General features: G+C 70.1%; 17 protein-coding genes. 5 read left to right on the top strand and 12 right to left on the bottom strand.

Annotation, left to right across the window (positions count from 1 at the left end; all coding sequences use genetic code 11):
* Window positions 1–19: 19 nt before the first annotated feature.
* Window positions 20–2,959 (bottom strand): UPF0182 family membrane protein, encoded by a 2,940-nt coding sequence (locus ACZ4IF_RS33985; RefSeq protein ID WP_467570132.1) that lies wholly within the window; start codon window positions 2,957–2,959, stop codon window positions 20–22.
* 163 nt (window positions 2,960–3,122) lie between these two features.
* Here ACZ4IF_RS33985 and ACZ4IF_RS33980 point away from each other — a divergent pair, with 163 nt between their 5' ends.
* Window positions 3,123–3,668, top strand: a complete 546-nt coding sequence (locus ACZ4IF_RS33980; RefSeq protein WP_467569842.1) for a PPA1309 family protein — start codon at window positions 3,123–3,125, stop codon at window positions 3,666–3,668.
* 96 nt (window positions 3,669–3,764) lie between these two features.
* On the opposite strand, the gene ACZ4IF_RS33975 is transcribed toward ACZ4IF_RS33980, so the two are convergent.
* From ACZ4IF_RS33975 to ACZ4IF_RS33960, 4 genes are all read right to left on the bottom strand, one after another.
* Window positions 3,765–4,862 (bottom strand): YlbL family protein, encoded by a 1,098-nt coding sequence (locus ACZ4IF_RS33975; RefSeq protein WP_467569840.1) that lies wholly within the window; start codon window positions 4,860–4,862, stop codon window positions 3,765–3,767.
* Between the two features lie 72 nt (window positions 4,863–4,934).
* Entirely contained in the window at window positions 4,935–5,132 is a 198-nt protein-coding gene (locus ACZ4IF_RS33970) for a hypothetical protein (RefSeq protein WP_095936520.1), read from the bottom strand.
* 125 nt (window positions 5,133–5,257) lie between these two features.
* Window positions 5,258–5,719 carry a molybdenum cofactor biosynthesis protein MoaE gene (locus ACZ4IF_RS33965; protein ID WP_345650732.1) on the bottom strand — a complete coding sequence of 154 codons (462 nt, stop codon included), beginning with the start codon at window positions 5,717–5,719 and terminating at the stop codon, window positions 5,258–5,260.
* A gap of 434 nt (window positions 5,720–6,153) precedes the next feature.
* On the bottom strand, window positions 6,154–7,266 hold the full coding sequence (locus ACZ4IF_RS33960; RefSeq protein ID WP_359489585.1) for an SDR family oxidoreductase: 1,113 nt from the start codon (window positions 7,264–7,266) through the stop codon (window positions 6,154–6,156).
* 190 nt (window positions 7,267–7,456) lie between these two features.
* Between ACZ4IF_RS33960 and ACZ4IF_RS33955 the strand changes: the two genes are divergently transcribed.
* Together ACZ4IF_RS33955 and ACZ4IF_RS33950 are read left to right on the top strand one after the other, a co-directional pair.
* Window positions 7,457–8,887, top strand: a complete 1,431-nt coding sequence (locus tag ACZ4IF_RS33955) for a zinc-dependent metalloprotease (protein WP_467569836.1) — start codon at window positions 7,457–7,459, stop codon at window positions 8,885–8,887.
* A complete protein-coding gene (locus ACZ4IF_RS33950) occupies window positions 8,884–9,399 on the top strand; it encodes an NUDIX hydrolase (protein ID WP_359489581.1) in 516 nt (171 codons plus the stop codon). The genes ACZ4IF_RS33955 and ACZ4IF_RS33950 overlap by 4 nt, the downstream gene beginning before the upstream one ends.
* 143 nt (window positions 9,400–9,542) lie before the next feature.
* Here ACZ4IF_RS33950 and ACZ4IF_RS33945 read toward each other — a convergent pair whose 3' ends face one another.
* The 4 genes from ACZ4IF_RS33945 to ACZ4IF_RS33930 form a co-directional block, all read right to left on the bottom strand.
* Entirely contained in the window at window positions 9,543–10,298 is a 756-nt protein-coding gene (locus ACZ4IF_RS33945; RefSeq protein WP_028802024.1) for an AIM24 family protein, read from the bottom strand.
* Between the two features lie 16 nt (window positions 10,299–10,314).
* Window positions 10,315–10,995 carry an AIM24 family protein gene (locus tag ACZ4IF_RS33940; protein WP_345650745.1) on the bottom strand — a complete coding sequence of 227 codons (681 nt, stop codon included), beginning with the start codon at window positions 10,993–10,995 and terminating at the stop codon, window positions 10,315–10,317.
* An 11-nt stretch (window positions 10,996–11,006) separates the two neighbouring features.
* Window positions 11,007–12,713 (bottom strand): TerD family protein, encoded by a 1,707-nt coding sequence (locus ACZ4IF_RS33935; RefSeq protein WP_467569832.1) that lies wholly within the window; start codon window positions 12,711–12,713, stop codon window positions 11,007–11,009.
* A 125-nt stretch (window positions 12,714–12,838) separates the two neighbouring features.
* Entirely contained in the window at window positions 12,839–13,435 is a 597-nt protein-coding gene (locus ACZ4IF_RS33930) for a M48 metallopeptidase family protein (protein WP_359489576.1), read from the bottom strand.
* A 220-nt stretch (window positions 13,436–13,655) separates the two neighbouring features.
* Between ACZ4IF_RS33930 and ACZ4IF_RS33925 the strand changes: the two genes are divergently transcribed.
* Window positions 13,656–14,876, top strand: a complete 1,221-nt coding sequence (locus ACZ4IF_RS33925; RefSeq protein WP_467569830.1) for a ThiF family adenylyltransferase — start codon at window positions 13,656–13,658, stop codon at window positions 14,874–14,876.
* Window positions 14,869–16,257 carry an ABC1 kinase family protein gene (locus tag ACZ4IF_RS33920; RefSeq protein WP_467569827.1) on the top strand — a complete coding sequence of 463 codons (1,389 nt, stop codon included), beginning with the start codon at window positions 14,869–14,871 and terminating at the stop codon, window positions 16,255–16,257. The genes ACZ4IF_RS33925 and ACZ4IF_RS33920 overlap by 8 nt, the downstream gene beginning before the upstream one ends.
* A 58-nt stretch (window positions 16,258–16,315) precedes the next feature.
* On the opposite strand, the gene ACZ4IF_RS33915 is transcribed toward ACZ4IF_RS33920, so the two are convergent.
* The 3 genes from ACZ4IF_RS33915 to ACZ4IF_RS33905 form a co-directional block, all read right to left on the bottom strand.
* Window positions 16,316–16,540 (bottom strand): hypothetical protein, encoded by a 225-nt coding sequence (locus tag ACZ4IF_RS33915; protein ID WP_467569825.1) that lies wholly within the window; start codon window positions 16,538–16,540, stop codon window positions 16,316–16,318.
* A 110-nt stretch (window positions 16,541–16,650) separates the two neighbouring features.
* Window positions 16,651–16,974 carry a hypothetical protein gene (locus tag ACZ4IF_RS33910; RefSeq protein ID WP_095936511.1) on the bottom strand — a complete coding sequence of 108 codons (324 nt, stop codon included), beginning with the start codon at window positions 16,972–16,974 and terminating at the stop codon, window positions 16,651–16,653.
* Window positions 16,971–17,339, bottom strand: coding sequence for a WhiB family transcriptional regulator (locus tag ACZ4IF_RS33905; protein WP_028802016.1), 369 nt, complete (start codon window positions 17,337–17,339; stop codon window positions 16,971–16,973). The genes ACZ4IF_RS33910 and ACZ4IF_RS33905 overlap by 4 nt, the downstream gene beginning before the upstream one ends.
* Between the last annotated feature and the right edge of the window lie 73 nt (window positions 17,340–17,412).

Below are 17,412 nucleotides of genomic sequence, written 5' to 3'. Positions count from 1 at the left end.
GCGCGGGGTGTGCCTTCGGTCAGCCGCCGCTCGAACCCTTGTCGCTGCTCTTGTCGGCGTTGTCGCTGGTCTTGTCCGCGTTGTTGCCGCTGCCGCCCGTGGTCTTGTCGGCCTTCGACTGGGCGTCCTCGGCCCGCTTCAACGCGTCCTCAAGATCCTTCTGCGCCTCGCCGTACGACTGCCAGTCGCCCTTCTTCAGGGCTTCCTGGCCCTTGTCGAAGGCCTTCTGCGCGTCGTTCAACGCCTCCTGGACCGTCGGATTGTTCGACGTGGGCGGTTTCGTGGTGCCCTCGTTCTCCGGTGGCACGGTCGAAGTATTCGCTCCGAAGACCTTGTTGAGGGCTTCACCGAGCGTGTTCTCGAAGGCGGTGCTGCCTCCGTAGGTGACCAGCACCTTGCGCAGCAGTGGGTACTTGAGGTCACCACCGCGTACGTAGACGGGCTCCACATAGAGGAGTCCGCCGTCGAGCGGAACGGTCAGCAGATTGCCGTACTCGACTTCCGAGTCGCCGCCTTTGAGGAGTCTGATGGACTCGGCGATGGACGGCTCCGAGTTGAACTGGCTCTGCACCCGCTTGGGTCCGTCGACGGTTCTTCCGGTGGGCAGCTTCAGGATGGTGATCTTGCCGTAATCGCCGGTGCCCGCCTCGGCGTTGACGGACATGAACGCGCTCAGGTTGTCCCGGCCGTTCGGTGTCATCGTCGTCGTCAGCGAGAAGACCTGGGACGTCTGGCCCGGCAGCTTCATGCTCAGGTAGTACGGCGGCACGGCGTCGCCCGACTTGTTGGTCGGGTCGTCCGGGATCTGCCACACCTCACTGCCGCTGAGGAACGTCTGCGCGTCCTTCACGTGGTAGCGGGTGAGCAGTTCGCGCTGGACCTTGAACAGGTCCTGCGGGTACCGCAGATGAGCCATCAGCGACGGCGAGATCGAATCCTTGGACTGCACCGTGTTCGGGAACGCCTTCATCCAGGTCTTCAGGACCGGGTCCTTGGTGTCCCACTGGTAGAGCTTGACCTGACCGGTGTACGCGTCGACGGTCGCCTTCACCGAGTTGCGGATGTAGTTGACCTGGTTCTGCTGGGCCACCACCGCACGCTGGTTGTTGGCCGCCGTCAGCGAGTCCGCCGTCGTGTCACCGAGCGTGGTGCGGGAGGCGTACGGATAGCCGTTCGTGGTCGTGTACGCGTCGACGATCCACTGGATCTTCCCGTCGACGACCGCCGGGTAGGCGTCGCCGTCGATGGTCAGCCACGGGGCCACCGCCTCGACCCGCTCCTTGGGCGTGCGGTTGTAGAGGATCCGCGAACCGTCACCGATCGCGCCCGAGTAGAGGATCTGCGGCTCGCCGAACGCCACCGCGTACGCGGCGCGGTTGACCGGGCTGGACAGGCTGACCCCGCTCTTGCCCTTGTAGCTGGTGGTCTTCTCACCGCTGTCGTCGGAGTAGTCGATCTCCTTCTGGGGACCGCCGACGATCGAGTACTGGCTGGTCTTCTCGCCGTAGTAGATCTGCTGCTGGTACTGGCCCAGGTCTCCCCGGGACGGCAGGTTGTACTCGGTGAAGACGGGCCGGCCCTCGGAGTCGGCCTCGGTGCCCTTGGCCGCGACCACGCCGTAACCGTGCGTATAACGGAAGTGGTCGTTGATCCAGTTGCTCTTCGGGATGCCCTGGAGGTTGAGCTCGCGCAGCCCGATGACCGTGTCCTGGTCCTTGCCGTCCTTGCTGTAGCGGTCCACGTCCAGGTTCGACGGGAAGCCGTAGTAGTTCCGGACCTGCTGGAGCTGCTGGAAGGTCGGCGACACCACGTTCGGGTCCATGAGGCGGATGCTCGCGGCATTGTCCGCGTCGTCGCGCAGCTTGGTCTTGTCCTTGGTGGTGCTCGCGCCCGGGTAGTCGGTCACGTCGGTGCCGTCGATCCCGTACGCCTCACGCGTCGCCTTGAGGTTCTTCTCGACGTACGGCGCTTCCTTGGCCTGCTCGTTCGGCTGGACCTGGAACTTCTGGACGATCGCCGGGTACAGGCCGCCGATGAGGATCGCCGAGAGCACCATCAGGCCGAACCCGATCACGGGCAGCTGCCAGGTGCGCCGCCACAGGGTGGCGAAGAAGAGCAGCGCGCAGATGACGGCGATGCAGAACAGGATCGTCTTGGCGGGCAGGTACGCGTTCGCGTCGACGTACCTGAGGCCCGTCCAGTTGCCCGTGGCCTTGAAGTCGCTGGACTTCACGGCCAGCCCGTACCGGTCGAGCCAGTAGGCGACGGCCTTCAGCGCGACGAAGATGCCGAGGAGCACGGACAGGTGCCCGGTCGCAGCGGCCGTGGCGCGCGCCCCCGGGCTGGTGATCCGCAGCCCGCCGTACAGGTAGTGCGTGAGCGCGGCGGCGATCAGCGAGAGCACGGCGGCGGCGAAGCCGAAGCCGAGCAGGAAGCGGTACCAGGGCAGGTCGAAGGCGTAGAAGGAGACGTCCAGGTGGAACTGGGGGTCCTTCTGGTTGAAGGGCACTCCGTTCACCCACATCAGCCAGGTGCGCCACTGGCCCGAGGCGGACGCGCCGGCGATCAGCCCGACCAGCGAGGTGATCGCGAGGAGCAGCCACCGCTTGTAGGGGGCGATGCCCATGCGGTACCGGTCGAGGCTCTGCTGCTCCATCGACATGGCACTCAGCGGCGGGCGCATCTTGTGCGCGAGCCAGATGTTCACCCCGACCGCGGCCGCCATCAGCAGGCCGAAGACGAAGAACAGTCCGATCTTGGTCCACAGGGTGGTCGTGAAGACCGACGAGTAGTGAACCGACCGGTACCAGAGCCAGTCCGTCCAGAACCCCGCGAACATGACGAAGGCCATGGCCAGCACGGCCAGTACGCCCAGTGTCATGAGCAGGGTCCGGACACGCCGGGACGGTCGGCCCACTCTGATCCGTGGCCCCGTCGGGCCTCCGCCGCGGTCCGGCATCTGGAAAGCCAAGGTGCGCACCTCGAAGTCGCTGTTGATCCGTCAGGCCCCCGTGATGGTGGACCGTCCGCAAGGCTCCGTGATCGTGGGGCCTCATCTATGCAACTTACTCACGCTTTACTCGGTTCCCGGATTCGGGTACGAACGAGGCAGGATTGTGACCATGTCCAACACTCCCATGGCAGCGACCCCCCTCACCCGGGCCGTACTCGAGATCGACGAGTACGCCTCGGGCCTCGGCTGGGACCAGCCCGCTCGCCTCTTCGCCCTCGTAGACACCGCACGGCTGCGGGCCCAGGAACCCGGCCTCGCCGCCCAGCTCGGCCTGGAGGACGAGCAGCAGGAGACCTCCGGTCTCACCCCGATCGAGCAGGACGAGATCCCCGCCGGCAAGCCGCTGGACGAGTTCCTCGGCACCATCGCGTGGCCGGACGCCGTCATCGGCTGCGCGCTCACCGTGGAGCGGCTGATGCTGCCGCCGTCGGCCGAGGCCTCCGTCCCGGACGGTCTCAGCGAGAAGAAGCTCGCCCGCTGGGTCGCCGAGCACCCGGACCGCCAGGAGGTCCGTATGACCGTCGGCGTGCTGCGTGACGGCACCCGCGACTCCGCGCTCCGGCTGCGCGAGAAGGACGCTGCGACCGAGGTGCTCACGGGTTCGGATCTGGTGCCGGGGCTCGCGGAGGCACTCTCGGCGACGTTCGCGGACTGACCGTCGCGGCGGGGGCGGCCCGGCCGCCCGGTGCGCCCCCGTCCGGGGACGAGGGCGGGGTGCGCCCCCGTCCAGGGGCGCGCGGCTGTGGTCGGCTCAGCCCTTGGCCGAGCACTTCGGCAGGGCGGCGGTGTTGCCGGACTTGATGTCCTTGAGGGCGTTCAGCGCGTCGTCGATGGTGTCGACCTTGACGAGCGTGAGGCCCGCGGGGGTGTCCTTGGCGGCGGCCGCGCAGTTGTCCTTGGGCGTCAGGAAGTACTCGGCGCCCTTCTGGCGCGCGCCGACCGTCTTCATCTCGATGCCGCCGATCGGGCCGACCTTGCCGTTGTCGTCGATGGTGCCGGTGCCGGCCACGAACTTTCCGCCCGTGAGGTTGCCGGGGGTCAGCTTGTCGACGATGCCGAGCGAGAACATCAGGCCGGCGCTGGGTCCGCCGACGTCGGCGAGCTTGATGTCGATGGTGAACGGGAACGTGTGGTCGGTCCCGGCCGAGATCCCGACGATGGCCCGCTGCGTCCCGCCGTCGTCGGACTTGGCCGTGGTGATCGTCACGTCCTTCGTCCCCGTCGCCGTCCGGTTCTCCTTCTCGGCCGCGGCCTGCTCCTTGGCGGGCACGATCGTGAAGACGACCTTCTCACCGGGCTTGTGCACGGTGACCAGCTTCGCGACGTCTTCGGGCGCCTTCACCGCGGTGCCGTCGACGGCCTTGATCACGTCACCGGCGTGCAGCCGGCCCTCGGCCGGAGAGCCCTTGAGGACGGTGGAGACGATCACCCAGGACTTCACCGGGATGTCCAGTTCCTTGAGCGCCGCCACCTTGGCGCTCTCCTGGGACTGGCTGAACTCCTCGGCGTTCTCCTGCGTCGACTGCTCCTCGGTCTTGCCGTCCGGGTAGAGCGTGTCGTGCGGCACGACCTTGTTGTCGTGCGCCAGCCAGCCGTAGACGGCCTCGACGAGGTTCATGTTGTAGTCGGCGCTGGTGACGCGGACCGTCGTCATGTTCAGGTGCCCGGTGGCCGGGTACGTCTTGTGCCCGGAGATCTGCAGCACCGGCTCGCCGTCGTGCTCGCCCAGCGTGTTCACCGTCGGCCCCGGGGACATCTCCGAGTACGGCACTTTGATGAACACCCCCGCGCACAGGAGCGCGATCAGGATGAGTGTCGAGGCGAGCATCGTCGCGGTGCGGCGTGGCATGGAACGACAGTACGGGACGGTGCTGTAAGCGCACCGTCGGGGCCGTCCGTCCGGGGGCGCGGAGCGGCGGGATCAGTGGGCGTCGGAGTGCGACTTCTCCTTGGCCTCGGCTCGGACCTCGGTCCGCTCCATGGCCTCGCGGAAGCGCGTGTATCCCGCGAGCTCGACACCGTCCCCGGCCGTCTTGCGATTCCGGCCGGCCCAACTGCCCCAGAGTCCGGCACCGACCGCAGCCACAAGCGGAATCAGCAACCAGGCAAGCGCCGCCATGTCGACCTCCCAACCCCATGAGCGACCGCAACTGACTGATCAGCAGATTAACCATCCGCAGTGCTAACGCTCACGGCAGGGGGCGAGTTACGCAACCGGAGGCCCGGGGGCCACCCGGTCGGCCTTCAGCAGGCGCCGACCCACTCCTCGGTGCCGTCGGAGAACTTCTGGTGCTTCCAGATCGGCACGTCGTGCTTCAGGTCGTCGATGAGCTTGCGGCACGCCTCGAAGGCCTCGCCCCGGTGCGGGCACGAGACGGCGACGACGACCGCGAGGTCCCCCACCTTCAGGTCCCCGACACGGTGGACGGCGGCCAGCGCCCGCACCGGATACTCGGCGACCACCTTCTCCGCGATCCGCCGCATCTCCGCCTCGGCGCTGGGATGACACGAATACCCCAGCTCGTCGACGTCGGCACCCCCGTCGTGATTCCGCACGGTCCCGACGAACAGCGCCGTCCCGCCGGCGGCGTCGTCCCCCACCGCCTTGAAGACCTCGTCCAGCGACAACGGCGTCTCACGGATGGCGATCAGCCTGATCGCGTCCTGCGCCGCCTGCTCACCGGGATGGTCGCTCGTGGATGCCATGAGCCCATCGTGCCCCACACCACTGACAACAAGAAATAGACCATTCCCCCGGCACACGCGCGTGCCCCTTTGGAGCCTCCTACAGAACGGGCGAACCGGTGGAACGCCGTCCAGCTCCGCGCCGGGGCTGCCTTCAGCCCGTCCGACTGGCGGCCCGTCGTCCAGCCCGGTGCCTTCAGCCCGTCCGGCGTTCGAGGACGAGGCCGTCCAGGCCGATGCGGGGGTCTGGGGGCGGCAGCCCCCAGGACGACGGGACTGACAGGGGCGGAGGGGGCGAGAACCACCGTCCGCGACACCTGCCGCAGGATACGAAGCCGGCCGGCGATCACCCCCCGGCCGGGACGGCGACAGCCCCCAGGGAACGCCCGGCGGGAACAGCCACCCCTGATGGAAGCAGCCACCCGGTGGAAAGCGCCCGGCGCCCGAGGGCACCCTCAGATGCGCCGCCGAGCCTTCCGCGCCCGCCGCACCAACGCAGCCGTACCCAGCAGCGCGACCGTCGCCCCCGCGGCCCCCGCGGCCGTCGCGTCCTTGCGCCCCAGCCGCCGCCCCGCCACGGTGTGGCGCCCGGAGACCTCCTCCAGCAGCTCCGCGAGAACCTCCTCGTTGGTCCACTGCGGCCGCCACCCGGCGTCGTGCAGCCGGCTCCCGCTGACCACCCACGGGTACATCGTGTACGCGAGGTCCCCGGCGGGCGAAGGAGTGAGCCCGATCCGGTGAAGTCGCGCGGCCGCCCCGAGCGCCACGGCGGACGGCAGCTCCATCCGCCGGATCCCGCTCAGCTCCTCGACCTCCTCCTGCTCCAGCCATCCGTCGCACCCGACGGCGAGCTCCCCCTCGACCTTCTCGACGACGGCGTACTCCAGGGCACTGCACAGGTCCTCGACGTGGCAGAACTGCCAGGCGGGCCGCGACCCGGCCACCACGAGCAGTCGCGGCGACTCGAAATACCTGGTCAGCGCGGTGTCGGTACCGCCGACAAGCACGGCGGGCCGCACCACCGTGACGTTGAGACCGGGATGCGCGCGCGGCGCCCGCCGGGCCAGCCGCTCGATCTCCAGGAGGTCGCCGACACCCGTGGCCTCGGCCGTCGCCCGCAGTTCCGCGTCCTCGGACAGGGGCAGCTCGTTGTCGGGCAGCGCCCCGTAGACCATCGCCGAGGTGCACAGCACCACCCGGTGGACCCCGGCCGCCGCGGCGGCGGTCAGGACGGTCTGCGTCCCCCGGACGTTGTAGGCGGTCCGGGCGGCCGCGTCCGTCTCCAGATCGAGGTCGAGCGCCAGATGCACCACGACGTCAGCCCCGCGCAGCTTCTCGGCGATGGCCGGGTCCCGCACGTCGAGGATGTGCCACTGGGCCGCCGCGCACTCGCCGCGCCGCTCGTCGATCGCGATGACCTGCCTGATCTCCTCGCTGGCGGCGAGCCGCTCCGTGAGCAGGGCTCCCACGCCGGCCGCGGCGCCGGTGACCGCGACGACGGGGCCGCGCGAGGCGGGGCTGGTTGAGTGGTTTCGCGCTGCGCGAACCTGCGGATCTGGGGAACTCACCGGGCGTCTCCAGCGGTTGTCTTCAGTAACGGACGCGCAGGACGCGTCCGTACCAGGTGGCATCCATCCTGCCGCAGGCCGAGAGTCGGCGAAGCACTGAGGCCCGATCGGGCTGTGGTGTCTACGCTGGGTGGTGTTGTGGGCAGCCGCCGTCGGGAAGAACCGGCGGCCTTACCAGCCGAGGAACCCCGTGAGTGACACCCCATTCGGATTCGGCCTTCCGCCGGAGGAGCCGGAGAACGGCGACGAGGGCAAGAAGAAGGACCAGCAGGGCGGCGGTGCTCAGGGACCGTTCGGCTTCGGGCTGCCCGGAGCCGGTGGCCCCGGCGCCGACAATCCGCTCGCAGCCATGTTCGGTTCCATGAACCCCAATGACCTGGGCGCCGCGTTCCAGCAGCTGGGCCAGATGCTCTCGTACGAGGGCGGCCCGGTGAACTGGGACATGGCCAAGCAGATCGCCCGCCAGACGGTCGCCCAGGGCACGTCCGACGGCACCAAGGACGCGAGCATCGGCCCCTCCGAGCGCTCCGCGGTCCAGGAGGCCGTGCGCCTCGCGGACCTGTGGCTGGACGACGCGACGTCCCTTCCTTCGGGCGCCGGGACCGCGGTGGCCTGGAGCCGCGCGGAGTGGGTCGAGGCGACCCTTCCGGTGTGGAAGGAGCTCGTCGACCCGGTCGCCGAGCGCGTCGGCGCGGCCATGGGCGACGTCCTGCCCGAGGAGATGCAGGCCATGGCGGGCCCGCTCATCGGCATGATGCGCTCCATGGGCGGCGCCATGTTCGGTACGCAGATCGGGCAGGCCGTGGGCGTGCTCGCCGGCGAGGTCGTCGGCTCGACGGACATCGGTCTGCCGCTCGGCCCGGCCGGCAAGGCCGCGCTGCTGCCGCTGAACATCGAATCGTTCGGCAAGGACCTGGGCATCCCCCAGGAGGAGGTACGCCTGTATCTCGCTCTGCGTGAGGCGGCCCACCAGCGTCTCTTCGCGCACGTTCCGTGGCTGCGCTCGCACCTGTTCGGCGCGGTCGAGGGCTACGCGCGCGGGATCAAGGTCGACACCGCCAAGCTGGAGGACGTGGTCGGCCAGTTCGACCCGCAGAACCCGGAGGAGCTGCAGCAGGCGCTCCAGCAGGGCATGTTCCAGCCGGAGGACACCCCGGAGCAGAAGGCCGCGCTGGCCCGCCTGGAGACGGCGCTGGCACTGGTCGAGGGCTGGGTGGACGCGGTCGTGCACTCGGCCGCGAAGCCGCGCCTGTCGTCCGCGGACGCGCTGCGGGAGACCTTGCGCCGCCGTCGCGCCACCGGCGGTCCCGCGGAGCAGACGTTCGCCACGCTGATCGGTCTGGAGCTGCGTCCGCGCCGTCTGCGGGACGCCTCGCGGCTGTGGGCCTCGCTCACGGACGCGCGCGGTGTCGACGGCCGTGACGGCCTGTGGGCCCACCCGGACATGCTGCCGACGGCGTCCGACCTGGACGACCCGGACGGCTTCGTGCACCGCGAGCAGCTGGACTTCTCCGAGCTCGACAAGATGCTCGGCGAGGCAGCCGGCGGTTCCGAGGGCAAGACGGACCTCAGCAAGGACGACGCCCCCAAGGACGACGACAAGGGTGACGGCGCCGAGTGAACCTGCACGACGACGCGGTCCTCGTCCTGAAGGGCTACGAGGGCCAGGAAGAGCTGCGCCAGACCTACCTGGACCATCTCACCGCGCATCCGGACGGGATGTGGAAGGCCTGCCGGGACGGGCACATCACGGCAAGTGCCCTGGTGATCGACCCGGAGCAGGGGCGTGTGCTGCTGACGCTCCACAAGAAGCTGCGCATGTGGCTCCAGATGGGCGGCCATTGCGAGCCGGTCGACGAGACCCTGGCGTCGGCCGCCCTGCGTGAGGGCACCGAGGAGTCGGGCGTCTCGGGACTGACCCTGCTGCCCGGCGGCCCCGTGCGCCTGGACCGTCACCACACGCCGTGTGCCTGGCACCTCGACGTGCAGTACGCGGCGCTCGCTCCGTCCGGGGCCGTGGAGGCGATCAGCGACGAGTCCCTGGACCTGCGCTGGTTCGCCTACGACGAGGTCGCGGACGTGGCCGACGAGTCGGTGGTCCGTCTGGTGGAGGCCACGCGCGCCCGCCTGTGATCTCGAGCAACGGGTAAGGGGCGACCACAGTGGCGGTCGCCCCTTACGTTTGCCTGCCGGACGGCCCAAGCCGCACCGTCGCCCGGACGGTCGGATCCGGGCCCCAGACAGCGGCGGTCGGATCCGGGGCCGTCGTCCGATGGTCAGCTCCAGGCGTTGCCCTGGTTCTGCGCGTGCGCGCCGTGCTGCCCCATGCCGTACTGGGCGCGCAGGCCCTGGCCGATCACGGCGTTCTGCGGCGGCAGCAGCTCGCTGGGCTGTACCAGCGCGTACCCCTGCCCCATGAAGCTGAGCTCCCAGCCCTCACCGGTGTTGCCGCGGCGCCGCCACACACCGGAGGAGTGCGTCTGCGCCTGCATCTGCACCCGCAGACCGGTGGACCACGCCACGATGGCGTCGGCGTCGCAGTTGACGTACCGGTCGGGCGTGACCTGCATCAGCAGCGGCATCCCCGAGGTCATCAGCGCGACCTTGCCGCGTCCCGTGATGTTGAGCTGGTACTTGCCGGAGCCGGAGATGCCGTACTGGCTGTCGACGGCGATGACCTCGTGGTGCAGCGAGGAGTCCATCGCGAGGACGTAGCTGCTGTCGACCGTGAGACCTTCCTGGTCCACGTCCATGACGTGCACGTGCTGAGCGAGATTGGCCAGGTAGACCGTCCCCTGCCCGTGACAGCGCATCAGGTCCAGGCCCTCACCGGTGTAGGCGCGGGCCCGGTGCTGGCTGTTGTTCTGGTACTCGGCGTCGAACTCGACGAGCCCCTGGTACGCGACCATCGTGCCCTTGCGGGCGAGGATGTCGTCGTGGCCCTCCAGGACGACCCGCAGCATCTGCGAGTTCTGCAGGCTGTAGCGGTCCTGGGTCTGCTGCTCGTTGTAGCCGAAAAGCGAGCTCTGCATGGTGTCCTGCTCCCCCTCAGCCCCGGACTCGGAGGCGGTCGGTGCTGTCCTCGCTGGGCTGGACGACGACGATGCCCGTCCCGGAGAACGCCATCTGGTACGCCTCGCCGCTGCCGCGTCCGATCAGCGACTGTGCCTTGAAGCTGCGCTTGCCCTTCACCTTGAGGTTCGGGGACCAGGCGACGAGGGCGTCCGGGTCGACGTACGTCTCGTCCTCACCACCGCCGCAGTCGACGACGATCGGCTTGCCCCGGGAGGTCAGCGCGACCCAGCCCTGGCCGGAGATCTTGGTGTTCCACAGGCCCTGCCCGGCGAACTTGGCGAGCCCCTTCACCCGCTCGACACCCCATTGGAGGTGGGCGTCGAAGGCAAGCAGGTTCGTGGCGTTGACGGAGATCGCGTCTCCGTTGAGGTTGATGACGACCACGTTCGCCCCGTAGTCGGCGAGGTAGAGCAGGCCGTCACCCGAGCACTTCATGAGGGGGGCACCCTCGCCGGTGACCCAGTCGCGCGCGATCTGGCGTACGGCGGGCGGGTTGGGCTCGTACTGGACGAACCCTTCATAGGCGACCATCGACCCCACGCGCGCGAGGAGGTCGTTTCCGGTCTGCATGGCGACCTTCAGCATGTGGTTGCCGTGGTTCTCCATGCGGGCGGACACGGGTGCAGGGGCGAAGCCCGCGAGTGGCTGGTTCATGACGGGCTCCCTCAGACCTCGTACGGCTGGACGACGATGAAATTGCCGGGCGCGCCGCGGAACTGAAGGTTCACGCTCTCGCCGGTGTCTCCGGGGTACGCGTTCCGGCGCATCCGCACCTGGCTGGAGACGACCACCTGGGAGGCCGCGGACCATGCGACGACAGCGTTGCAGTCGGCGAACGTCGTCGGTGTCACGGGCAGCACCACGGGGGCGCCGTGCGTCTTGACGACGATCGTGCCGGTCCCCTGGAACTGCATCGTGAACAGTGCGCCGCCGGGGATGCCGTGCCCCTCGATGCGGCGCACCTCGTACTGGAGTGCCTCGTCGAAGGCGAGGACGTTCTCCGCGGAGACGCAGATCGCGTCGCCCTGGAGCTCGATGGGGTGAAGCATCGTGGAGTTCTCGGCGAGGAACACCTGGCCCTGGCCGGTACAGCGCATCAGCTGCATCTCCTGGCCGGTCGCGTTGCCCACGATCCGGCCGGCGAACCCGGCGCCCTTGTAGCTGAAGTCGACCTTGCCCTGGTAGAGCACCATGCTGCCCTGGCGGGCGAGCACGGGCTGGCCGCCGACACCGAGGTCGACCCGGACGAGCTTCTTGTTCTGCTGCGTCCACCGCTGGCCGGTGGGCGTCTCCTTGAAGGCGCCGAGTGCGGCCGCGACACCGGCACCGCCCTGCGGGGCGCCCTGGGGCGCACCGTACGGGGAGGGGGCCCCGGGCTGGCCGGGCACCTGGCCGTACTGCGGCTGCTGGCCGTAGCCGGGGGGCGCGGTCGGGGCCTGCTGGCCGTATCCGGGAGGCGCGGAGGGCGGCTGCTGCCCGTAGCCGGGAGGCATCGGGGCCGTCTGGCCGGGGGGCTGCTGGCCGTAGCCCGGGGGCGGGCCGGGCTGCCCCGGCGGCTGCGCGTACGGTGCGGGGCCCGGCGGGTGCACGGTGCCGCCCGGCGGGGCGTTCAGGGGCGCGATGATGGTCGGCGCGGCGTGCACCGGAGGCGCGCTGGGCGTCGGTGCGGGGGGCGGCGTGGCTCCCCCCGGCGGCGGTGCGAAGCCCGCGGCAGGCTGCGGCGCGGGGGCCGGAGCGGGGGCGGGAGCGGCCGGGGCACCGAACGCGGGAGGCGCGGTGGCCTGGGCCGGCGGGGCGAAGGACGGAGCGGCCCCGCTCTGCGGCTGCGGCGCGGCGGGCTCCTCCTCTGCGACCTCGCCGCCGAAGTTCTTCAGCAGCGCGTCGAGGCCGCCGTCGAAGCCCTGGCCCACCGCGGCGAAGCGCCAGACGTCCTTCATGTAGAAGTCGCCCAGCATCACGGCACGCTCCGTGGAGAACTCCGCGCCGCTGAACGAGTACCGGGCCACCTCCTCGCCACCCGCGACGATTCGGAGGTATCCGGGGGCGATCTGCGACATCTGCCCGGAGCCGTCGATGGTCGCCGTGAAGGACAGCTTCTGGATCTGCGCCGGGATCCTGTCGAGGGTGACGCGGAAGGACTCGGTGTCGCCCGACTGGGCGCCCAGAAGCTGGATGGACTCCTCGGGGGACTTCGGCTGGTTGAAGAAGACGAAGTACCGGTCGTCCGAGAGCCGTTCGTCGGCGTCCAGACCGAAGCAACTGATGTCGAAGGTCAGTCCGGGGCCGGTGATCTGCACGCCTACGTACAGATCGGTGCCCGCGGTGAGGTCACTGATCCTGGCCTTGTGGCCGCGTTGGAATTCCCTGGCCATGCGTAACGACCGTCCCCCATCCCGAATTCGAGTGCGTCGCGTCAGGCTAACGGCAAACTCCGGGAGTGGACGAAGCCGGTACAGACCCGGTACACAATCGCCCCTTGGGACGTGGGGAACCGCCCCTACTCCTCGCGCGGGGCCGGCGAATGGGGCAGCCGGTCGGCCGCGACCACGCCTTCGAGGTATCCGCGGGCACGCTCGGTGCGCGGATAGGCCTCCAGCAGCCGCCAGAAGCGCGGCCCGTGTCCGGGTACGAGCAGATGGGCGAGCTCGTGGAGGAGGACGTAGTCGACGACGTACTCGGGCATGCCCTGGAGCCGGTGCGACAGGCGGATGCTGCCCTCGGACGGGGTGCAGGAGCCCCAGCGGGTGTTCTGATTGGTGACCCAGCGCACCGACTTGGGACGGGCCCGGCCGTCGAAGTACTGCTCCGACAGGCGCCCGGCACGCTCGGCGAGCTCGGTGTCCCCGAGGAGCCGTTTGCTCTCCTGGGCGGCCAGCTTGTCGAGCATGACGGTCACCCAGCGCTGTTCCTCCGCCTCGGACATACGGGCGGGGATGAGCACGACGGTGCGATCGCCCTCGCGGTACGCGGAGACCGTTCTGCGCCGTCGCGTGCTCCGTCGGACCTCGATCGCGCTCGCCACCGAGCCGCTCGGCGGCGGGCTCGTCGTGCTGCGCTGTGGTTTTCCGGCGCGGTGCAGTGGGTCGGCGGGCACGCCACGACGTTACCCGCTGCACATGGGGGAAGTCCCGCCCCCGGGACGGTTCGATGCTGATCCGCACCCCGAGCGCTTGATTTGTACGACTGACTCCGCCGCCTGTGGACAACTTTCGGCACGGTTCGTCACGGACGGGCATGCTGGCACTCGGTCGGCGGCGTGGGAAGCACACCGCCGGCGACACACGAGGACGCTCTACGGGCTACGGGGGTAGGTCATGCATCCGATCGTGAAGCCCGCGCTGCGGCGCGGCTGGCGGGATCTCGACACCGTGCAGTTCGGGATGGCACCGGCGCACGCGATGGTGCTCGGCCCGATGGACACGGCGACGGCCGGCTTCCTCGATCTGCTGGACGGGACACGCGGTCTGCCGCTCCTGCGTGAACAGGGACGCGGCATGGGACTGCCCGAGGACCGCGTGGACGAGTTGGTGGACCGGCTGGTCCGGTCCGGTCTGCTGGACGACGCGACCGGCGGCGGCCCGGCCGCGGACGCCCTGCGCGAGAAGAGGGACGTCCTGGACCGGTTGCGGCCGGACCTCGCTTCCCTGTCTCTCGTCTCACCGGATCCGGGCGACGCCATCAGGCGCCTCGCCACCCGTCGCTCCCAGCGGGTGCAGGTGCGGGGGGCCGGACGGGTGGGAGTGGTCCTCGCTTCCCTTCTCGCGGGCGCGGGCGTGGGCGAGGTCGAGGTGCGCGACGTCGGGTGCGTCGAGCCGTGGGACGTGGCACCCGGCGGGCTGCCCGCCGACTCCGTCGGCGAGCGCCGCGAGGACGCCGCCCGCCGCGCCACGCGCCGAGCGGCACCCGACCGCCCGCCCCGGACCTCCGCCGAGCGGAAACAGAAGGAGCGGGAGAGAGCGAGGGGCCCGGAGTCGGAGCGGGCCGCCGCGCTGGCCCTGGTCGTCCTCGCTCCGCGGGACGGCGTCGCCGTCCACGCACCCGATCCCGTCGCGGCGGAACCGCTGATCGCCTCGGGAACACCCCATCTTTATGCGGGCGTCGTCGAAGGCACCGGGGTCGTCGGCCCCTTGGTGCTGCCCGGCGAGACTGCGTGCGCCGGCTGTCTGGACCAGGGGCGCGCGGACCGGGATCCGACCTGGCCCCGTATGGTCGCGCAGTGGCGCTCGGGGCGGTCGCAGCGGGTGCCCGCCTGCGACCTGACCCTGGCGGCCGGTGTCGCCGGACTGGCCGCGGGGCACGCACTCGCCTTCCTGGACGGGGAGTTGCCCTCCAGCGCGGGGGCGCGCTGGGAGGCGTCGATCCCCGGATTCGACTGGCACGCGAGGCCGGTCCGGGGGCATGCTGCATGCCCCTGCGGCACCGGGGCGAAAACCAAGGGGGAGCGCCCCTCGGAAGACACCGGGCCGCACGAGACAATGGCGGGGCAACAGCCGTACGCGGCACGGCCGTCTGGGACTTGGAGGGCGCATGTCTGATCTTCCCCGGAAGGCGGTCACCCGTACCGCCAAACTCGCCGCGCTACCGCTCGGCTTCGCCGGGCGGGCGACCTGGGGCCTCGGGAAACGGATCGGCGGGAAGTCGGCGGAGATCGTGGGCCGCGAGCTTCAGCAGCGCACGGCGGAGCAGCTGTTCCGTGTGCTCGGCGAGCTGAAGGGCGGCGCGATGAAGTTCGGGCAGGCGCTGTCCGTCTTCGAGTCGGCGCTCCCCGAGGAGGTCGCCGGGCCCTACCGCGCGGCACTGACCAAACTCCAGGAGGCGGCCCCTCCCATGCCGACCCGCACCGTGCACTCCGTGCTCGAGGAGCGGCTCGGCGAGGACTGGTCCGAGTTGTTCCTGGAGTTCGAGGACAAGCCGTCCGCGGCGGCCTCGATCGGCCAGGTGCATCGGGCCGTGTGGCACGACGGACGCGAGGTCGCGGTCAAGGTCCAGTACCCCGGTGCGGGCGAGGCCCTCCTGTCCGATCTGACACAACTGAGCCGATTCGCCCGGCTTCTGGGTCCGCTGATCCCCGGCATGGACATCAAGCCGCTCATCGCGGAGTTGCGCGACCGGGTCTCCGAGGAGCTCGACTACGCCCTGGAGGCTCAGGCCCAGACGGCTCACGCCGAGGAGTTCGCGGACGACCCGGACGTCGTCGTGCCGTCCGTGGTCCACCAGTGCGACCAGATCCTGGTGACCGAATGGATCGACGGAACACCCCTGTCGGAGGTGATCGCCGACGGCAGTCAGGAGCAGCGGAACCGAGCCGGACAGTTGCTGGCACGCTTCCTCTTCTCGGGGCCCGCGCGCACCGGCCTGCTGCACGCCGACCCGCACCCGGGGAATTTCCGTCTCCTCCCGGACGAGGAGAACGGCTGGCGGCTGGGCGTGCTGGACTTCGGAACGGTGGACCGGCTCCCCGGCGGGCTGCCCCTGCCCATAGGCCACTCCCTGCGCATGACCCTGGACGGCGAGGCCGAGTCGGTCTACGGACTGCTCTGTGAGGAAGGCTTCGTCAAGGAGTCCATAGAGCTCGACCCCGACGCGGTCCTGGACTATCTGCTGCCGATCATCGAGCCGGCCCAGGCCGACGAGTTCACCTTCACCCGAGGCTGGATGCGCAGTCAGGCCGCCCGCATCGCCGACCCGCGCTCCCCCGCCTACCAGCTGGGCAAGCAGCTCAACCTGCCCCCGTCCTACCTGCTGATACACCGGGTGACGCTCAGCACCATCGGTGTCCTGTGTCAGTTGGGTGCGACGGTCCGTCTGCGCGACGAACTGGAGGAGTGGCTGCCGGGGTTCCTGACGGACGAGGAGATCGCGGAGGAACTGGCGGAGGACCTGGTGGACGAGGAGGTGTCGGCGGCGGAGGCGTGAGCCCGCGAGACCTCTGCCGAACGGCGAGGCGTCGGCGGGCGAGACGTGGGTCCGGCCGCTACCACCAGGCCGAGTCGAGCCGTCCCTCGATGGCCCTGAGGTTGCTGCGGGCGCAGTTGTCGCAGAAGTAACGGCGGGCACCGTTCTCCACGGAACAGGTCCATGTCGGTCGGGGACCGTCGGCCTGGGTCCCGCAGCGTGCGCACACGATGCGCTCGTCCTCACCGCCGTCGGACCGCGGTGCGGAGTCGGTGCTGTCACTGTCCCCGGGAAGACTCGTCACTCGGCGACGATATCCCCGCGACCCGTGCGCGGCCCGGCACAACGCACCGCGGGGGCCGGTCCCTTCCGGACCGACCCCCGCGAGGAGTTGCTGACTGCGACTGCTTCGGTTTACTGCATGACCGCCATGGCCAGCGCGCGCCGGGCTCGCATCGAAGCGCGCTCGGCCCGACGCTGCATCCGGCGGGCAGTCGCCAGGCGCACGGCCCGGCGTTCCTGCTCGGCCTCGTGCAGCCGCTCGTGCATATGCGCACGAGCCAAGGCTTCTGGGATGAGTTGCATCTCTCGGGTCCTGTTCTGACGCGAGTCGTTCGCGCCGGTGGTGGTGAAGTCTGGGATGGCGGAGCCGGCGGGCTCGCTGGTGGACGGCTTCATCGGGGCCTGCTTCTTGGGGTCGTGCGTCAGGGGGCGATCAATGGTTCCGCGGATGTTCATGCCGCGACCGGGTTCTTGCGCGGGCGGCCACGCGGCCGCTTGCGGGCCACGACGACACCCTGGACGAAGAGCTCGCCACCCCAGACGCCCCAGGGCTCACGCCGCTCCTTGGCGCCGGCGAGGCAGGCCTCCATCAGCGGGCAGGTGCGGCAGAGGGACTTGGCGTACTCGACGTCGGCCGGCGACTCGGCGAAGAAGACCTCCGGGTCGTAGGAGCGGCACGGGACGGGTACGCCGAGGTTCTCGATGGCGTCGTCGAGCGCGGTGAGCGCGGTGAGCGGGATCAAGGTGGAGTCCTCCGTGAGGCCGGGCGGGGGGATCGTTTCGGAAGGCGGTACGGACGGGGCGTGCGCTTCGAGTTGCACGGTTCGTCTTCCTCGTCTGGTCGTGCCGGCCTGTTGGCCGGTTGGCGGCTGGTACCGGGTTCTTTTCTTGTCC

The sequence above is a fragment of the Streptomyces sp. NPDC025784 genome, assembly GCF_055558435.1.
This window is presented reverse-complemented; position numbering and strand designations above follow the sequence as displayed.